The organism is Nitratireductor aquibiodomus NL21 = JCM 21793 (assembly GCF_000615975.1).
GTDB classification, from domain to species: Bacteria; Pseudomonadota; Alphaproteobacteria; order Rhizobiales; family Rhizobiaceae; genus Nitratireductor; species Nitratireductor aquibiodomus.
Map to the genome: position 1 here is coordinate 24337 of NZ_BAMP01000011.1, position 14600 is coordinate 38936.

17 protein-coding genes and 3 pseudogenes are annotated in these 14600 nt (G+C 59.5%); 11 read left to right on the forward strand and 9 right to left on the reverse strand.

Annotated features, from left to right (window positions below):
* Positions 1-298: 298 nt before the first annotated feature.
* Together cysE and JCM21793_RS05015 are read left to right on the forward strand one after the other, a co-directional pair.
* Entirely contained in the window at positions 299-1078 is a 780-nt protein-coding gene (cysE, locus tag JCM21793_RS05010; RefSeq protein WP_155983379.1) for a serine O-acetyltransferase, read from the forward strand.
* 282 nt (positions 1079-1360) lie between these two features.
* Complete coding sequence (locus tag JCM21793_RS05015; RefSeq protein ID WP_007008028.1) at positions 1361-1567, forward strand: DUF3126 family protein; 207 nt, start codon at positions 1361-1363, stop codon at positions 1565-1567.
* Between the two features lie 96 nt (positions 1568-1663).
* Here JCM21793_RS05015 and JCM21793_RS05020 read toward each other — a convergent pair whose 3' ends face one another.
* On the reverse strand, positions 1664-2449 hold the full coding sequence (locus JCM21793_RS05020; protein ID WP_244439669.1) for a hypothetical protein: 786 nt from the start codon (positions 2447-2449) through the stop codon (positions 1664-1666).
* 166 nt (positions 2450-2615) lie between these two features.
* Between JCM21793_RS05020 and JCM21793_RS24250 the strand changes: the two are divergent.
* A pseudogene (locus JCM21793_RS24250) lies at positions 2616-3142 on the forward strand (gamma carbonic anhydrase family protein).
* Between the two features lie 212 nt (positions 3143-3354).
* Here JCM21793_RS24250 and JCM21793_RS24255 read toward each other — a convergent pair.
* Positions 3355-3968 (reverse strand): annotated as a pseudogene (locus JCM21793_RS24255) (transglutaminase-like cysteine peptidase).
* 193 nt (positions 3969-4161) lie between these two features.
* Between JCM21793_RS24255 and JCM21793_RS29130 the strand changes: the two are divergent.
* Positions 4162-4311 carry a hypothetical protein gene (locus JCM21793_RS29130; protein ID WP_155983378.1) on the forward strand — a complete coding sequence of 50 codons (150 nt, stop codon included), beginning with the start codon at positions 4162-4164 and terminating at the stop codon, positions 4309-4311.
* A gap of 81 nt (positions 4312-4392) precedes the next feature.
* Here JCM21793_RS29130 and JCM21793_RS05040 read toward each other — a convergent pair whose 3' ends face one another.
* Positions 4393-5010 carry a PilZ domain-containing protein gene (locus JCM21793_RS05040; RefSeq protein WP_007008032.1) on the reverse strand — a complete coding sequence of 206 codons (618 nt, stop codon included), beginning with the start codon at positions 5008-5010 and terminating at the stop codon, positions 4393-4395.
* A gap of 89 nt (positions 5011-5099) precedes the next feature.
* Positions 5100-5737 (reverse strand): annotated as a pseudogene (locus JCM21793_RS24260) (PAS domain-containing protein).
* 429 nt (positions 5738-6166) lie between these two features.
* On the opposite strand from JCM21793_RS24260, the gene JCM21793_RS05050 reads away from it, so the two are divergent.
* A complete protein-coding gene (locus tag JCM21793_RS05050) occupies positions 6167-6928 on the forward strand; it encodes a rhomboid family intramembrane serine protease (protein WP_025029665.1) in 762 nt (253 codons plus the stop codon).
* Positions 6929-7013: 85 nt separating this feature from the next.
* The gene (locus JCM21793_RS05055) at positions 7014-7445 is read left to right on the forward strand and encodes a CBS domain-containing protein (RefSeq protein WP_007008035.1); all 432 of its coding nucleotides are present in this window, start codon (positions 7014-7016) and stop codon (positions 7443-7445) included.
* 37 nt (positions 7446-7482) lie between these two features.
* On the opposite strand, the gene JCM21793_RS05060 is transcribed toward JCM21793_RS05055, so the two are convergent.
* Positions 7483-7740 (reverse strand): YjhX family toxin, encoded by a 258-nt coding sequence (locus JCM21793_RS05060; protein ID WP_025029666.1) that lies wholly within the window; start codon positions 7738-7740, stop codon positions 7483-7485.
* Between the two features lie 288 nt (positions 7741-8028).
* On the opposite strand from JCM21793_RS05060, the gene gatB reads away from it, so the two are divergent.
* From gatB to JCM21793_RS05085, 5 genes are all read left to right on the forward strand, one after another.
* Positions 8029-9531 carry an Asp-tRNA(Asn)/Glu-tRNA(Gln) amidotransferase subunit GatB gene (gene gatB, locus JCM21793_RS05065; protein ID WP_007008037.1) on the forward strand — a complete coding sequence of 501 codons (1503 nt, stop codon included), beginning with the start codon at positions 8029-8031 and terminating at the stop codon, positions 9529-9531.
* The gene (locus JCM21793_RS05070) at positions 9524-10030 is read left to right on the forward strand and encodes a GNAT family N-acetyltransferase (protein WP_025029667.1); all 507 of its coding nucleotides are present in this window, start codon (positions 9524-9526) and stop codon (positions 10028-10030) included. Before gatB ends, JCM21793_RS05070 begins: the two co-directional genes overlap by 8 nt.
* Complete coding sequence (locus JCM21793_RS05075; RefSeq protein WP_025029668.1) at positions 10030-10515, forward strand: GNAT family N-acetyltransferase; 486 nt, start codon at positions 10030-10032, stop codon at positions 10513-10515. The genes JCM21793_RS05070 and JCM21793_RS05075 overlap by 1 nt, the downstream gene beginning before the upstream one ends.
* 102 nt (positions 10516-10617) lie before the next feature.
* Positions 10618-11016 carry an NADH:ubiquinone oxidoreductase subunit NDUFA12 gene (locus tag JCM21793_RS05080; protein ID WP_007008040.1) on the forward strand — a complete coding sequence of 133 codons (399 nt, stop codon included), beginning with the start codon at positions 10618-10620 and terminating at the stop codon, positions 11014-11016.
* A gap of 114 nt (positions 11017-11130) precedes the next feature.
* On the forward strand, positions 11131-11553 hold the full coding sequence (locus JCM21793_RS05085; protein ID WP_007008041.1) for a DUF2155 domain-containing protein: 423 nt from the start codon (positions 11131-11133) through the stop codon (positions 11551-11553).
* A gap of 14 nt (positions 11554-11567) precedes the next feature.
* Here JCM21793_RS05085 and aat read toward each other — a convergent pair whose 3' ends face one another.
* Genes aat through aroQ form a run of 4 tightly spaced genes read right to left on the reverse strand, consistent with a single transcriptional unit; the run spans position 11568 to position 14529 of the window.
* Entirely contained in the window at positions 11568-12188 is a 621-nt protein-coding gene (aat, locus tag JCM21793_RS05090; RefSeq protein WP_007008042.1) for a leucyl/phenylalanyl-tRNA--protein transferase, read from the reverse strand.
* A 48-nt stretch (positions 12189-12236) separates the two neighbouring features.
* Complete coding sequence (accC, locus tag JCM21793_RS05095) at positions 12237-13580, reverse strand: acetyl-CoA carboxylase biotin carboxylase subunit (protein WP_007008043.1); 1344 nt, start codon at positions 13578-13580, stop codon at positions 12237-12239.
* Between the two features lie 16 nt (positions 13581-13596).
* Positions 13597-14064, reverse strand: coding sequence for an acetyl-CoA carboxylase biotin carboxyl carrier protein (gene accB / locus JCM21793_RS05100; RefSeq protein ID WP_007008044.1), 468 nt, complete (start codon positions 14062-14064; stop codon positions 13597-13599).
* A gap of 21 nt (positions 14065-14085) precedes the next feature.
* The gene (aroQ, locus tag JCM21793_RS05105) at positions 14086-14529 is read right to left on the reverse strand and encodes a type II 3-dehydroquinate dehydratase (protein WP_007008045.1); all 444 of its coding nucleotides are present in this window, start codon (positions 14527-14529) and stop codon (positions 14086-14088) included.
* Positions 14530-14600: the final 71 nt, after the last annotated feature.

Sequence of the window (14600 nt, forward strand, 5' to 3'; positions counted from 1 at the left end):
TCGGATGGGGGCACGGCGATCTAGAGCATTGCGCAGGCAGGTGGAATCACCTGAGGTCCGCATGAGCGCGGAAAACAGAGATATGGAACGTCCTTCGGATCGACATGACTTGCACGGGGTAATTTGTCGCAAAACCCCGAAAGACATGAAGTCTTCCTGCGGTGGCGCTTTGCGCATCCGCGCAAATCAGGCCGACCATTGCGGCCATATTCACAGGCCCTGAGCCCGGGTGGAGAAATCCAATGAACGCACGCAACGCAATTCGTCAGCGCAGTCCGGCAAGAGCACGCCGCAGCCGGTGGATCCGATCTGGTATGCCGTGCGCGAAGAGGCAGAGGCCGCGGTTGCCAACGATCCGCTTCTGGCCGCGTTTCTCTATGCCACGATCCTCAACCATGATGATCTGGAAAGCGCGGTGATTCACCGGGTGGCCGAGCGGCTCGACCATCCGGACATGGGCGCGGATCTCATCCGTCAGACATTTCACGCGATGCTCAATGCCGATCCGGAGTGGCGCACGACTGTTCGTGTCGATATTCAGGCCTATTACGACCGGGATCCGGCCTGCGATCGTTTTCTGATGCCGGTGCTTTACTTCAAGGGGTTCCACGCGATCCAGACGCACCGGCTGGCCCATTGGCTCTGGAACGAGGGACGACGCGACTTCGCGCTATACCTGCAGAGCCGATCCTCCGCGGTCTTCCAGACGGACATCAATCCGGCAGCGCGGATGGGCAAGGGAATCTTCATTGACCATGCGACGGGGGTCGTGATCGGCGAAACTGCCGTTGTGGAAGACGACGTCTCAATCCTTCATGCGGTAACTCTTGGCGGTACGGGGAAGGAAACCGGTGACCGACATCCAAAGATTCGCCATGGCGTTTTGATTGGCGCCGGCGCGAAGATTCTTGGCAACATCGAGGTCGGTCACTGCGCCCGGGTCGCTGCAGGGTCGGTCGTGCTGAATTATGTACCGTCCGCCAAGACAGTTGCGGGTGTACCGGCGCGGGTTGTCGGAGAGTCCGGATGCAGCGAACCATCGCGCTCGATGGATCAGACGCTTCACGGCGAAGCCTGAGAGGGCTTCTGTAACCTCAGGATTGTTGTTTTTCGTTCCGATGGCGGCTGGAGAGTTCCCGGCTGATCGGAAACGCCTGTTGACCTTCGGAAGCTTTACGGCTGAAATCCCGGTTTCAGGGTTTACAGTAGCGCTGGGCTCATGCCAGAAGCGCGCCACCACAGCAGTGCCGTCAATCAGCTATCCGGGTGTTTTGTCGGTTCTGTACGAAATCTGAAGCTGCGCACAAGGGTTGCTAAGAATATCCGACCCTGGCGATGCGCGATGCACTGGAGATGTTTCTTGAATCCCGAGGAAATCAGAAAGCTGGAAGCGTATTTCAAACGCACCTTCAACAATCCCGCCTTGAGTGTGAAGGCGCGCCCGCGCAAGGACGATTCCTGCGAGCTCTATCTGGGAGATGAGTTTCTCGGAATCATCTTCAAGGACGAGGATGAAGGAGAGCTTTCCTATAATTTCTCGATGGCCATTCTCGACATCGATCTCTGAGAAGCACTGCCAGATCATCTTTTTCGTAAGCCCGCATGCAACATGATTGCCTGCGGGCTTTCTGATTTCGGTCTCCGGTCGTCGGCGCGTGTCCTGTTAGCCAGGTGCATTGAGAAGGCGCGCAACCTTCTGCTTTATCGCACTATCCAGAACCTGCCAGTTTCCCAGGAGCGAAGCAGGGAAGCGGTAGGTCATGCTAAGGCGGTTTCCCACGTTAATGTCTCGCTCGCAGGGCGCGAGCGCTTCGCGGGCCGCTGCGCCTGTCAGACAACGGGCAACAAATGGCTGACTCGTGCCCGTACCCTCTGCGATAGCTAGCACTTCCCCCGCATATCCCGAATCCCTCTTGAAGCGATGGAACCGAATGTTCCCGGGGCCGGCCACTGAGCGCGTTTCGATGATCTGTCGGTAAACCGGCTCCAGCCTGTTGCTCATATCGCGCGACATCACCTGTTCCTCGAACGTAAGGAATATGATGTTCCGCGCTCCGTCGACATGATTGAAATCGTTGCGCCGCCCGGGCGTGTATCCCTCAAGCTCGGGCCATGACAGATAGAGATCGAGACGCAGCGTTACGCCATCCATGCGCGCACTCTTGAAGCGGATCGCATTTTCAGGAACCGTCAGAACATTGTTCCGGATCACGATCTCCCGAAGCCTGACCGATTCGGTGTGGCCGGCATTCGAAAGGCTGGCACCATACCAGCGTCCGAAAAGGAAGATGCCAAGAGACAGGACAAGGAGCACAAGGCAGAGCTGGAGCACGCGGATCGCAAGACGATGTCTCCGCGAAGCCGGCTCCGCGCCGGAATCACCAGTGGTTTCGCCGGTCGCCAGTGTCATCCCCTCGTGCACGCCTCCCACGGGTGGGAGAATCATCATCAAGTTTCTGAATATCAGTGAAACCTTGGCTCTACATGGTAAAGGGACAGTAAATCCCGGCCGTCAGAGCTTCCTGAAGGATGGAGACGGAAGCGTTTTCTGAGGGGGCTATTCTGCTTTGGGGCGAGATGTTGCAGAGTGCGGTTTGGTCGAACTGGAGTGAACTATGCCGATTTATGCACTGGCGGGCGAAAGCCCCGTCTTCGAAGACAGGGAAACCAACTGGATCGCGCCGGATGCCTCGATTATCGGACGGGTGCGGCTTGGTCGCAATGCCGGTATCTGGTTCGGTGCCGTTTTGCGCGGCGACAATGAGCCCATCGAGATCGGAGAAAACACCAATATCCAGGAGCATTCGGTGCTGCACACGGATATGGGCTTCCCGCTGCGCATCGGGCGCGGATGCACGATTGGCCACCGGGCGACCCTGCATGGCTGCACAATCGGTGAAAACAGCCTGATTGGGATGGGCGCAATCGTTCTCAACGGAGCGAGATCGGCAGGAACTGCCTCATAGGCGCGGGTGCACTCGTAACAGAGAACAAGAAGATCCCCGACAATTCGCTCGTCGTGGGCTCACCGGCAAAGGTTGTGCGGGAACTGGACGACGAAGCCGTGCGCGCTCTTCAGTGGTCATCCGCTCACTACGTGGAGAACGGCAACCGCTTTCTGAATGAACTGAAGACGCTCTAGGGTCCTGACCCTAGGAGCCCGGAAAAAGGCGGAGCCGACCCATGGGGTGGGCCGGCTCCTGTACCCGGTCGTTGGGGACGGGGAGGTGGGGACTCGACCGGGTGTCCCGGAGCGGACCCGGCTGCGCGGAGGTCAGAAGCGCAGTGTTGTCCGTCGGATGTCAGTCTGTCATGGGCGCGTCCCGTCCATTGCGCCCACGAGTATGGAATGTATCAGCGGCTCGAGGCAACGCTGCCGACAGCGATGGCCCGCCCATCGTTGATGGTGACCCACTTGCCGGAATGAGACGCGACTGGCGTTTCAGATAGGTGTAGTCCGTATCGGTCCAAACTGAAACACGTGCTTCCAGATTGTCCAGAATATAGTCACCCATGCTGGTGACAACCGTCAGCACCGCATGTCCATCTCCGTTGGGCTGGCGCACGACCGTGATCAGCAGATTGCCGGCCGGTACGCCCGCGCGGATGAGGCGCCGACGCTTCTCAAGAACGTAGTCCTCGCAGTCGCCATAGGCCTGAGGGTAGGACCAGTATTCCTCTACACCCCACATTTCCATGTCGGTGCGCGGCAGAACTGTCGAATTCACAGCGTTGTTGACGTCGATCATGGCCTGCCAGAGCTTCCGCGTGAGCTGCACCGGGCGCGGGCGCGCGGTGGTCTGGCGGCACTCCACCGGTTCACGCTGACACAGCTCATAGTGCCCGATAGGCTGGCTGGTAAGGCCGCCGACCTTCATGAAGTTGGGTGTGGCGAACGCCCCCGTGGTGAACGTCCCCATTGCGATTGCGGCTGCGGCCATGAGCCGTGCGCTTGTTGAAAGCCCCATTGTCTTGTCTCCCCGTTTGACGCGACAATGGCAGAGGGGAATTTATTCCAGGCAAAATTGCACAGTATAAGTCTCGATAAATTCTATCTGTATTTTGAATTAATAAGAATAAAAAGCGATCTTGTTTTGATTTTTATTTGAATAAAGTTTGCTTAAAATTGTAACGAAATTGAAGAAGCGACCCGGAGGCGGAATGGAGAATCTGCGCGCGTTGGTGTTCGACGTGCCGGGTATGAAGCCGACGGATGTCTGCATGGTGGCTGCGCGCAATGACGACCCCGGAGCCGCGCGCGTGGTGCGGGCTCAGGGCGACCTTTGTTCTCTGGCTATGGGAGCATGGTGAAAGGTGCCAGAAGCGACCTGCCGGCCGGAAAGGCCAGGGATGTGATTGCAGCGGATTTCGAGGTTCTGGCCCCCGGCGTCGTCAGACTTCGACGGGGAGCGAGAATTCCGCTTCCAGAGCCTGACGGTCCTGAATGCTGGCAAATTCGATGGCCACTCCGTCGTCGAAGTGGCGGACCACCTGGCCACGCATTGTGCCAATATGAACCTGGGTGCCCCGTTCGGGCCTGACTTCGCTCTCAATGGCTGCGCCGGAGAGCGAAAGATCGATAATGCGGCAGCGGTATTCACGGCCGTCTGGCAGACGCAGGACGCTGATCGGATTGCGCGGCGCGATACGCTCGTGGCGACGATCCTCGGGGAGGTCCAGTTCGTGCTTGTTGGCGAGCCAGGTGAGCTGTGCTGCGAGCTTGTCGCGTTTGCGCTCCGATGCAACCACCGTCATGGCGAAACCGTCGCGGTTGACCCGGATGATTTCACCTTCGATGCGGCCAACATGATCGAGATAGGCGATAACACGTTCGCCCTGGCGGCCTGACCGCTGGGCGATCAGGCAGACATCGCCCGGCGACATGTCGGTCACGCGGCAAGCGTGTTCGCTGCGGTCTTCCAGCATGAAACGGCCGTAGATCGACACTTTCACGCGCTGAAAACTGCGTCGCTCATCATCCAGTGTGGACCGGTTTATCGCCGCTGACATGGTGGTATGCGCTCTTCGCTGTGGCGGTTCTGATGCCCAGTCGGGCAGCGCTACACTACGCCCAATCGGTTAACAACCGGTAAGAGCAACTATACGTTGCGGCCACCGTCGAAGACCACCAGATGCCGGAAGCGACGGCCTGACCGGGCTCGATCAGACTGTCGGTAATGGACCGTCGTTCGGGCACCAGTGGCGGGACTTCAACGGCAGGGCGGTTTTTCAGGAGCACCGGCTCGCGATCGGCATCGATGAGGCGCAGGGACGTCACTTCGCAGTCGACGAGGGCTTCTGCACCCAGCCAGAAGGGCTTTTCGCAGGCCAGAAGCGAGCCCATCGCGCGGGGGCTCTCCATCCCACCTTCCAGAGGCAGGAGCAAGAGCTCGAACGACGCCTTGTCGCCGGCTTTGTTTTTTCCGTCGAAAGCAAGAACGACGACGGACTTCATGTCGAAAACGCTGCGTGCGAGTTTTCCGACCACTGTCTGATCGCGGCCCGCCCAAAGCGATGCGAAGGAAAGGCCCTTCAGCTCTTTTCCAAAAGTGGCACACAGCCGGGTGCCGGCGAGGCGGAAGACGGCTTCGCCCCGTGCGTCCTTTTCAAGGATGAACGTATCGGCCAGCAGGGACTTTATCTCTGCAGGCTCAACTTCCGTGCGCCTGGGGGCCGGACGGTTGCCGCGCAACCTGTTCCAATATTGGAACAACGTCACTGAACCATCGTGTCTCATGCCTCTTGGCTCCTTACTTTCGGCCCGGGCCTGTCCCATAGGCGGACAGGTGCGGGCATTTTCAATAGCGACATGTGGATGGCTGCAGGTTGCGTGCCAGACCGGCCGGGGTTGTTCACCTGCCCGTTTTGTTAAGGTTAAAAAAGGGTTTCAATTGCGTGGCCGGCGGGGCGCTGGCAGTGTCTGGCGGTCAGCAAGACCGAATCATTCACATACGGGCAGGGCCGAAGTTCGGAACAAGAACCGGCAGGGGGGCTCGACAAAGCCGTTCAGGTTGTTTTGCCTGGACGGCTTTTTTCTGTCCGGTGGGTCTGCTCGATCGCCCTGCGTCCATCCGGGCGCACAAAGGACGATGCAGACTGTTGATGGAGCATCGGAATAGCCCGAAAACCGGATTCCACTTTTCGGTCCGATGCTTTAAGCAAAATCATGGACAGAGATGAAGATCACACGATTCCGACGGCGGCAGCCGACAGGGTGGGGCATGGCGGGAATGATGGACGCGAGCCCGTCTTCAATCTGGCGCCGGCGGTTGCGGGCATCGGCCTTGTATGCATCGCCATCTACGCGGTGGAAGCATTCTGGCTGAACCTGGATCAGCAGCTCTGGCTGATGCTGCATTTCGCTTTCCTGCCCATTCGCTATACGGGGCCGTTTGCACTTGATTTTTCAGCCCTGATCAGCCCGGTCACCTATTCCCTCCTGCATGGAAGCTGGGGACATTTGCTGGTCAACCTGATCTGGCTTGCCGCTTTCGGTTCGCCGCTTGCCAATCGGATCGGCACCATGCGCTTCCTGCTTTTCTGGATTGCGGGCGCTCTCTCAGCGGTCGCGCTTCATTTTGTACTCTATCCGTCATCTGTGGTTCCCCTGGTCGGGGCGTCCGGCTCCATTTCGGCAATGATGGGCGCTGCGGCGCGTTTTGCCTTCCGTGTGGACCGCCGCGCACCAAAACCGGCTTTCACCGGACCGGTCCTGCCGGTACCGGTGGTCTTGAGATCCCGGATGGTTCTGGTCTTCCTCGGGGTCTGGATGGTTGTAAACCTCGCCACGGGCGTATTCAGCGGCACGACGATCGACGGGCCGCAGATCGCCTGGGAGGCGCATATCGGCGGTTTTCTTCTGGGCTTTTTCGGTGTTCGTGCGTTCGATCGCCGCCATGCTGCGCCGCAATATCCTCAGGACAATTGACGAGCAGGCGAGACGGCACTCCACCACTTGCAAAGCACTCGGGCTCGGCGCAACATTGGCTTGTTGCGAGGAGAAGGAGATTGCCATGACGGTAAAGGCCATTCTGGACGCCAAAGGGCGCAATGTCGTCACCATCGCCCCGGATATGAAGCTTGCGGATGCGGCGCAGCTCCTGTCGGAACGCGGTATCGGTGCGGTCGTCGTGACAAAGGCCGATGGCCGGATCGCGGGCATATTGTCGGAGCGCGATATTGTGCGCGTGATTGGCAGGGATGGTGCCGGCGCTCTCGAACAGCCGATTTCCAGGGTGATGACGTCGAAGGTGCAGCGCTGTCATGAACAGAACACCATCAACGAGGTCATGCAGATCATGACCACGGGGCGTTTCCGCCACCTGCCAGTCGAGGAAAACGGCAAGATTGCCGGCATTATCTCCATTGGCGATGTCGTCAAAAAACGGATCGAGGATGTGGAACGTGAGGCGGAGGACATTCGCAGTTACATAGCCACCGCCTGAAAGATGAGAGGCTGCCATCTGGCAGCCTCTCCTGGTTTTAGCGATTGTCGCCCTGTGAGCGAACAAGTTGCAACCCCCGCCGCGTGATGCGGTAGGGCCCGCCATTGCGCGACTGAATTGCGCGTTTGCGCTTGATTTTTCTGAAGACGATCACGTCAAGGCCGGGGAAATACCAGCCATCGCGCGTGATGCAGTTCAGTTCGATGATCTGACCGCGGTCATCTTTCTCAATGTCTATGCGGCCGCCCTGCGCCAATATGTGCAGGATGCGCTGTTCTGCGCGGGAAATGTCCATATCTAGAAGTCCTGGGAAAAAACCAGTGGCCGAATGGCCACAAAACATCGCCGCGCCATCCTGCGATGGCACGGGGTTTCAAGGTTTTTTCGCCCCGATCCTGTGTTGGTTCAGGTTCGGGGCTTCACCGGGCCTCAAGGCTGATGGACATAAAAACTCCGTTGGTTCGGGGTTTTCATAATGCAAACTTTGGCCGGAATAAAGCGCTCGGCTTGCCACGCGTGAGTGTTTGGTCTAGCGAATGCGCATTCATCATAGAACCATCCGACTGCACGGCACCGTGAACCCATGACAATCATCGATACGCGCACGCCCGATCCCAAGCGCTTCATCTCCGGAGCGACCGGCGACTGGGAAATCATCGTCGGCATGGAGATCCATGCTCAGGTTACCTCTGAAGCAAAGCTCTTCTCCGGCGCTTCGACGGCCTTCGGTGCGGAGCCCAATGCCAATGTCTCTCTCGTGGACGCGGCCATGCCCGGCATGCTTCCGGTGATCAACGAAGTGTGCGTAAAGCAGGCAATCCGCACGGGTCTGGGTCTCAAGGCGCAGATCAACCTGCGCTCTGTTTTCGACCGTAAGAACTACTTTTATCCGGATCTGCCGCAGGGCTATCAGATTTCCCAGTTCAAGCAGCCGATCGTGGGCGAGGGTAAGGTGACGGTGTCCGTCGGCCCCGCCAAGGACGGTTCCTTCGAGGAAATCGAAGTCGGCATCGAGCGTCTCCATCTGGAGCAGGATGCCGGCAAGTCGATGCATGACCAGCATCCCACCATGTCCTATGTGGACCTCAACCGCTCCGGTGTCGCGCTCATGGAGATTGTCTCCAAACCTGACATCCGTTCGGCCGATGAGGCCAAGGCGTTTCTGACCAAGCTGCGAACGATCCTGCGCTATCTGGGCACCTGTGACGGAAACATGGACGAAGGCTCCATGCGCGCCGACGTGAATGTTTCCGTGCGGCGTCCCGGGGGCGAGTTCGGCACACGTTGCGAGATCAAGAATGTGAACTCGGTGCGTTTCGTCGGTCAGGCCATCGAATCGGAAGCGCGTCGTCAGATCGCCATTCTGGAGGATGGGGGTGCGATCGATCAGGAAACCCGCCTGTTCGACCCCGCGAAGGGCGAAACGCGTTCCATGCGTTCCAAGGAAGAGGCGCATGACTATCGCTATTTCCCCGATCCGGATCTGGTGCCGCTGGAGTTCGATCAGGCTTATGTGGATGCGCTCGCTGCCGATCTGACGGAACTTCCCGATGAGAAGAAGGCGCGCTTCATCGAAACATTTGGCCTCTCGGAATACGACGCATCCGTGCTGATTGCGGAAAAGGCCACGGCGGACTTTTTTGAAAAGGTTGCCGAAGGCCGCGACGGCAAGGCTGCCGCCAACTGGGTAATCAATGATCTTCTTGGCGCCTTGAACAGGGCCGGGCAGGGGATCGAAGACACGACAGTAACGCCTGATCAGCTTGGTGCGATCATCGACCTGATCAAGGACGGAACGATTTCCGGCAAGATTGCCAAGGATCTGTTCGAGATCGTGTTTGCAGAAGGTGGTGATCCGCGTGTCATCGTCGAAGAGCGCGGCATGAAGCAGGTCACCGATACCGGTGCAATCGAAAAGGCCGTGGATGAGGTCATCGCTGCCAATCCGGACAAGGTCGAACAGGCCAGGGCCAAGCCGACGCTTGCCGGCTGGTTTGTCGGGCAGGTGATGAAGGCCACCGGTGGCAAGGCCAATCCGCAGGCCGTCAACGCGCTTGTGAAGGAAAAGCTTGGGATCGATGCCTGACAGCGAGGAATTTTTCGTCCGCACGGCAGGCGAGCGCGACCTGCCTGCCGTGCGTGCGCTCCTCGTGGAGACGTGGCACGACACCTATGACCCGATCTATGGCCGCGCGCGCGTGGTAGAGATTACCGACACTTGGCATTCTCTGGATGCACTAAAGGCGCGTCTGAAGCGGCCGCATTCAGAATTCGTTCTGGCAGACAATGGCCGGCTGATTGGCGGTATGGCGTTTGCGGTGGCCGGAAATGACGGCAAGGAGATCCAGCTTCATCAACTTTATGTGCATCCTGAATGCCAGGGAAAAGGCATCGGAATGGCGCTTTTCTCCGAGATCGCTCAATGCTTCCCGGAAGCACGTGAAATCATGCTTGAGGTTGAAGAGGCGAACAGCAGGGCGAGAGCCTTTTACGCACATCTGGGATTTGAGGAGTTTGGGCGAAGCGGCGACTGCGGTGGTGCGGGTTTCGAGCTGCCGGCGCTCATCTATCGCCGGGGGCTTTGATGGTGACGGGCGGAGAAACGGGCGCCGAAGGGCCGTTGATTCGAATCGCCGAACGGCGCGATGTTGAGGCGATTGTCTCGCTCTTCGCTGCGGACGGGGAGGGTGGCCACGGGGATACGACCGATCCGAATGCCGCAGGCGCCTATCTTGCGGCATTCGAGCGCATCAGCCGGAGCCCGAACGACACGCTTTACGTTGCCGAACTCGACGGCGAGGTTGTGGGCACCTTTCAGACGACGCTTATTCCGGGCATGCCGGGGCGTGGCGGTACGAGCTTCCAGATCGAGGCCGTGCAGACCCGCAAAGACATGCGCAGCCGGGGAATTGGCGCGCTGATGATCACGCATGCTGTCGGTGAGGCGAAGGCGGCAGATGCGCGTCTGGTTCAGCTCATGTCCAATGCCGTGCGCGAGCGCGCGCACGGGTTTTATGAGCGGCTTGGCTTCGCAAAAAGCCATGTCGGTTTCAAGATGAAGCTGAAATGACTATGGAGCATTGTCCGGAGGCCTTGCCTTCCGGCGCGGTGGACGCCATAACGCCAACCACGAGCCATCTCTGATGACGATAGCGAGCGACTTGAGGACGCCATGAAGAAGTTTCTGCTTCAGTTTTTTACCTGGTGGAACGGCCAGACGCTGGGCACGCGCTTCCACACATGGCGCAAGGGCACACGCGTCGGTGAAGATGAATTCGGCAATACCTATTATGAAGGCGGCAAGGATTCCGAGGGGCGCACGCGCCGCTGGGTGATCTATAACGGCATTTCCGACGCCTCGCTGGTGCCGCCCGGCTGGCATGGCTGGCTGCACCACCGCGTTGACGTTGCGCCCGTCAACGAGAATTACACACCGCGCGAATGGCAGAAGCCCCATCAGCCGAACCTGACTGGCTCGCCGGCTGCCTACCGTCCGCAGGGCTCGATTGCGAACGCTGCCGATCGCCCGCGTGTCACGGGCGATTACGATGCGTGGACGCCTGGCGGCTGAACCTGTTTGCTGATCTCGCCACAATTGCGCATTAGTCGTAAGCTTTATCGTGGGTCGGGCGATTCCGCTGGACTCTCTCAGCGTGACAAGCAAACAGAACGGGTGTCGAGCCATATGAAGTCAGGCCAGAAGAAAAACGCCGGTTTCGGGCTGATCGTGGCATTGGGACTGGCTGTGCTGGCGACCGCGCCGGTCCAGGCTGCCCGGATCAAGCACCCGGTGGCCGAGTTCACCGGCATCGACAAGATCACCGGGCGCATCATCTCTTTTGACGTTTATATGGACGAGACGGTTCAGTTCGGTGCGCTGCAGGTCACTCCGCGGGTCTGCTACACTTCGGAAGAGACCGAAGAGCCGCGCACGGATGCTTTCGTGGAGGTGGACGAGATTACCCTGGACCGGGAAATCCGTCGTATCTTTACCGGCTGGATGCTGGCCGAGAGCCCCGGTCTGAACGCCGTCGAGCACGCGGTCTACGATGTGTGGCTGAAGGGCTGCAAGGAAGACACTGACGTCCCGCCGCCAGAGACCAATTGATCTGATTCTCCGTTTTACGGATTGAAGCGGGCCTCGCCGCATTGCAGTGCTTCCTGCAGGAGCTGCTCGTAGCGGTTCCGCGGCACGTCAATTGCGCCGAATTGCTTGAGATGCGGTGTCGTAAACTGAGTGTCGAGAAGCGTGAAGCCACGCTCACGAAGACGCTTCACGAGATGAACGAGGCAGATTTTCGAGGCATCGGTGCGGCGTGAGAACATGCTCTCGCCGAAGAAGGCGCGGCCCAGCGTCACGCCGTACAACCCACCGACCAATCCTTCATCCGTCCAGGCTTCCACCGTGTGGCAATGGCCGTTCTCGAAAAGAAGCCCGTAGGCTTCGCGGATCGGTGCATTGATCCAGGTTTCGGTGCTGTCGCGCCGTGCCTCTGCACAACCTTCGATGACGCCGTCAAAGTCCGTGTCGAAAGCGATCCGGAAAGGATTGCGGCGCAGCGTCTTGCCCAGGCTTTTGGGGACGTGAAACGTGTCGAGCGGGATGACGCCGCGCATCTCCGGCCGCACCCAGAACACCTCCGGATCGTCGGCGCTTTCGGCCATCGGGAAGACTCCGGTGGCATAAGCGCGCAAGAGAAGATCCGGAGGAATCCGAAATCCTGGTGCGAAAGGTCGTGCCATCGTGCCCAACCGGCGAGGTTGCCGGAGAATCACATGGAGCGGCGGGCCTCAGCCCGTCTTCGCCAGGTAATTCTCCAGCCAGTGGATGTCGTAATCGCCGTTGGCGATGTCGGGATTGCCGACCAGGTCCTGGAACAGCGGCAGCGTGGTCTTGATGCCGTCGACCACGAATTCATCCAGGGCGCGGCGTAGGCGCATCATGCATTCCACCCGGTTGCGGCCATGCACGATCAGTTTGCCGATCAGGCTGTCGTAGTAAGGTGGAATGCGATAGCCGGAATAGACGCCGGAATCGACGCGGATGCCGAGACCGCCGGGCGTGTGGAAGTGCGAGATCGTGCCCGGCGAGGGGGTGAAGGTGCGCGGGTCTTCCGCATTGATGCGGCATTCGATGGCGTGGCCCTCGAAGCGCACTTCATCCTGCGTGCAGGAAAGACCGCCGCCCGAGGCAACGCGGATCTGCTCATGCACCAGATCGATCCCGGTAATCGCTTCCGTGACCGGATGCTCCACCTGAAGGCGGGTGTTCATCTCGATGAAGTAGAATTCGCCGTTCTCGTAGAGGAACTCGATCGTCCCTGCGCCGGAATAGCCAAGATCGGCAATCGCTTTTGACACGATCTCGCCAATGCGGTTGCGCTGTTCGACATTGAGGGCAGGTGAATTTGCCTCTTCCCAGACCTTCTGGTGGCGACGCTGGAGAGAGCAATCACGTTCGCCCAGATGGATGGCCTTGCCGGCACCGTCGCCCATGACCTGCACTTCGATGTGACGCGGCTTTTCGAGATATTTCTCGATATAGACCGCATCGTCGCCAAAGGCGGCGCCTGCTTCGGCGCGGGCGGTGGAGAGCGCTTCGGCCAAGTCGGCTTCCGTCTTCGCGACCTTCATGCCACGCCCGCCGCCGCCGGCCGATGCCTTGATGAGAACGGGATAACCGATATCAGCGGCGATCCGTTTGGCTTCCACATCGTCGGTGACGGCGCCATCGGAGCCGGGAACCACCGGAATGCCCAGCTCCTTCACCGTCTTCTTGGCGGTGATCTTGTCGCCCATGATGCGGATGTGGTCGGCCGAGGGGCCGATGAAGGTCAGGTTGTGAGCGGCCAGAATTTCGGAGAACTTGGCGTTTTCCGAAAGAAAGCCATAGCCCGGATGCACGGCGTCTGCGCCCGTGATCTCGCAGGCGGCCAGAATCTGGTGAATGTTCAGATAGCTGTCGCGCGAGGGCGGCGGCCCGATGCAAACGCTCTCGTCGGCAAGGCGCACATGCATCGCATCCGCGTCCGCCGTGGAATGCACGGCCACGGTCTGGATGCCGAGCTCCTTGGCGGCGCGCAGCACGCGCAGGGCGATTTCGCCGCGATTGGCGATGAGGATCTTGTGAAACATGCGCGCCTGCCCCGGACTACTCGATCACAACCAGCGGCTCGCCGAACTCAACCGGCTGCGCGTCCTCGAAGAGGATCGCCGTCACGGTGCCGGAGCGGGGCGCGGGGATCTGGTTCATGGTCTTCATCGCTTCGATGATCAGAAGCGTCTGGCCTTCCTTCACGGTCTGGCCAACCTGGATGAAGGCGGCTGCGCCCGGAGCTGGGGCGGCATAGGCGGTTCCGACCATGGGGGAGGGAACGGCATTCTTGGAATCGGCGGGGCTGGCAGCCGGCGCTTCTTCCTTGGCCGAGGCTGCAGGAGCAGCCGGCGCAGGCGCCGGAGCAGGTGCGGCGTAAGTCTGCACCGGCGCTGCTGCCTGCTTGGCCACGCGAATTCGCAGGTCGTCCTGTTCGACCTCGATCTCCGTCAGATTGGTGTCGTTCAAGATCGTCGCAAGCTCGCGAATGAGTTGCTGATCGACCCCCGTCTTCTTTGTCGACATATGCTTTGTCCTGCCTTGTTCTCAATCGGGCCGGCTTGCGGCCAGCGCGTCCAGCGCGAGTACATAACCGATTGTGCCCAATCCGCAAATCATGCCTTTTGCAGCCGGGGCAATCATCGAAACGTGGCGAAAGGCCTCGCGTGCGTGAATGTTGGAGATATGCACCTCAATCACCGGCAGCGGGCTGACGGCGCGGATTGCATCATGCAGCGCGATCGACGTGTGCCCGTAGGCGCCTGGATTGATGACGATCCCGGCGGCACCTTCACCGGCCTCATGAATCCAGTCAACGAGGTCACCTTCGTGATTGGATTGCCGAAACTCGATGTCCATGCCAAGCGATGCAGCCCTTTCCCGGCAGGATGCTTCGATCCCTTCCAGGGTATCGCCGCCATAGATGCCGGGCTCACGCCTGCCGAGCGCATTCAGGTTGGGCCCGTTCAATATGAAGACTGTTTTCGCCATGAAATTGTCCCCTGACCCCTCGCGGCACGCTCAATACGCTCCTCTATAGAGGGCTTAGACCGTGCCGCAAA

What these genes read in the sequence shown, in the direction of transcription:
- accC (WP_007008043.1), bottom strand. Translation starts at nt 13,580, where the DNA reads ATGTTTCACAAGATCCTCATCGCCAATCGCGGCGAAATCGCCCTGCGC.
- JCM21793_RS29130 (WP_155983378.1), top strand. Translation starts at nt 4,162, where the DNA reads ATGGAGAATCTGCGCGCGTTGGTGTTCGACGTGCCGGGTATGAAGCCG.
- accB (WP_007008044.1), bottom strand. Translation starts at nt 14,064, where the DNA reads ATGTCGACAAAGAAGACGGGGGTCGATCAGCAACTCATTCGCGAGCTT.
- aroQ (WP_007008045.1), bottom strand. Translation starts at nt 14,529, where the DNA reads ATGGCGAAAACAGTCTTCATATTGAACGGGCCCAACCTGAATGCGCTC.
- JCM21793_RS05085 (WP_007008041.1), top strand. Translation starts at nt 11,131, where the DNA reads ATGAAGTCAGGCCAGAAGAAAAACGCCGGTTTCGGGCTGATCGTGGCA.
- JCM21793_RS05060 (WP_025029666.1), bottom strand. Translation starts at nt 7,740, where the DNA reads ATGGACATTTCCCGCGCAGAACAGCGCATCCTGCACATATTGGCGCAG.
- JCM21793_RS05040 (WP_007008032.1), bottom strand. Translation starts at nt 5,010, where the DNA reads ATGTCAGCGGCGATAAACCGGTCCACACTGGATGATGAGCGACGCAGT.
- JCM21793_RS05080 (WP_007008040.1), top strand. Translation starts at nt 10,618, where the DNA reads ATGAAGAAGTTTCTGCTTCAGTTTTTTACCTGGTGGAACGGCCAGACG.
- JCM21793_RS05055 (WP_007008035.1), top strand. Translation starts at nt 7,014, where the DNA reads ATGACGGTAAAGGCCATTCTGGACGCCAAAGGGCGCAATGTCGTCACC.
- JCM21793_RS05050 (WP_025029665.1), top strand. Translation starts at nt 6,167, where the DNA reads ATGGACAGAGATGAAGATCACACGATTCCGACGGCGGCAGCCGACAGG.
- gatB (WP_007008037.1), top strand. Translation starts at nt 8,029, where the DNA reads ATGACAATCATCGATACGCGCACGCCCGATCCCAAGCGCTTCATCTCC.
- JCM21793_RS05020 (WP_244439669.1), bottom strand. Translation starts at nt 2,449, where the DNA reads ATGATGATTCTCCCACCCGTGGGAGGCGTGCACGAGGGGATGACACTG.
- JCM21793_RS05070 (WP_025029667.1), top strand. Translation starts at nt 9,524, where the DNA reads ATGCCTGACAGCGAGGAATTTTTCGTCCGCACGGCAGGCGAGCGCGAC.
- aat (WP_007008042.1), bottom strand. Translation starts at nt 12,188, where the DNA reads ATGGCACGACCTTTCGCACCAGGATTTCGGATTCCTCCGGATCTTCTC.
- JCM21793_RS05075 (WP_025029668.1), top strand. Translation starts at nt 10,030, where the DNA reads ATGGTGACGGGCGGAGAAACGGGCGCCGAAGGGCCGTTGATTCGAATC.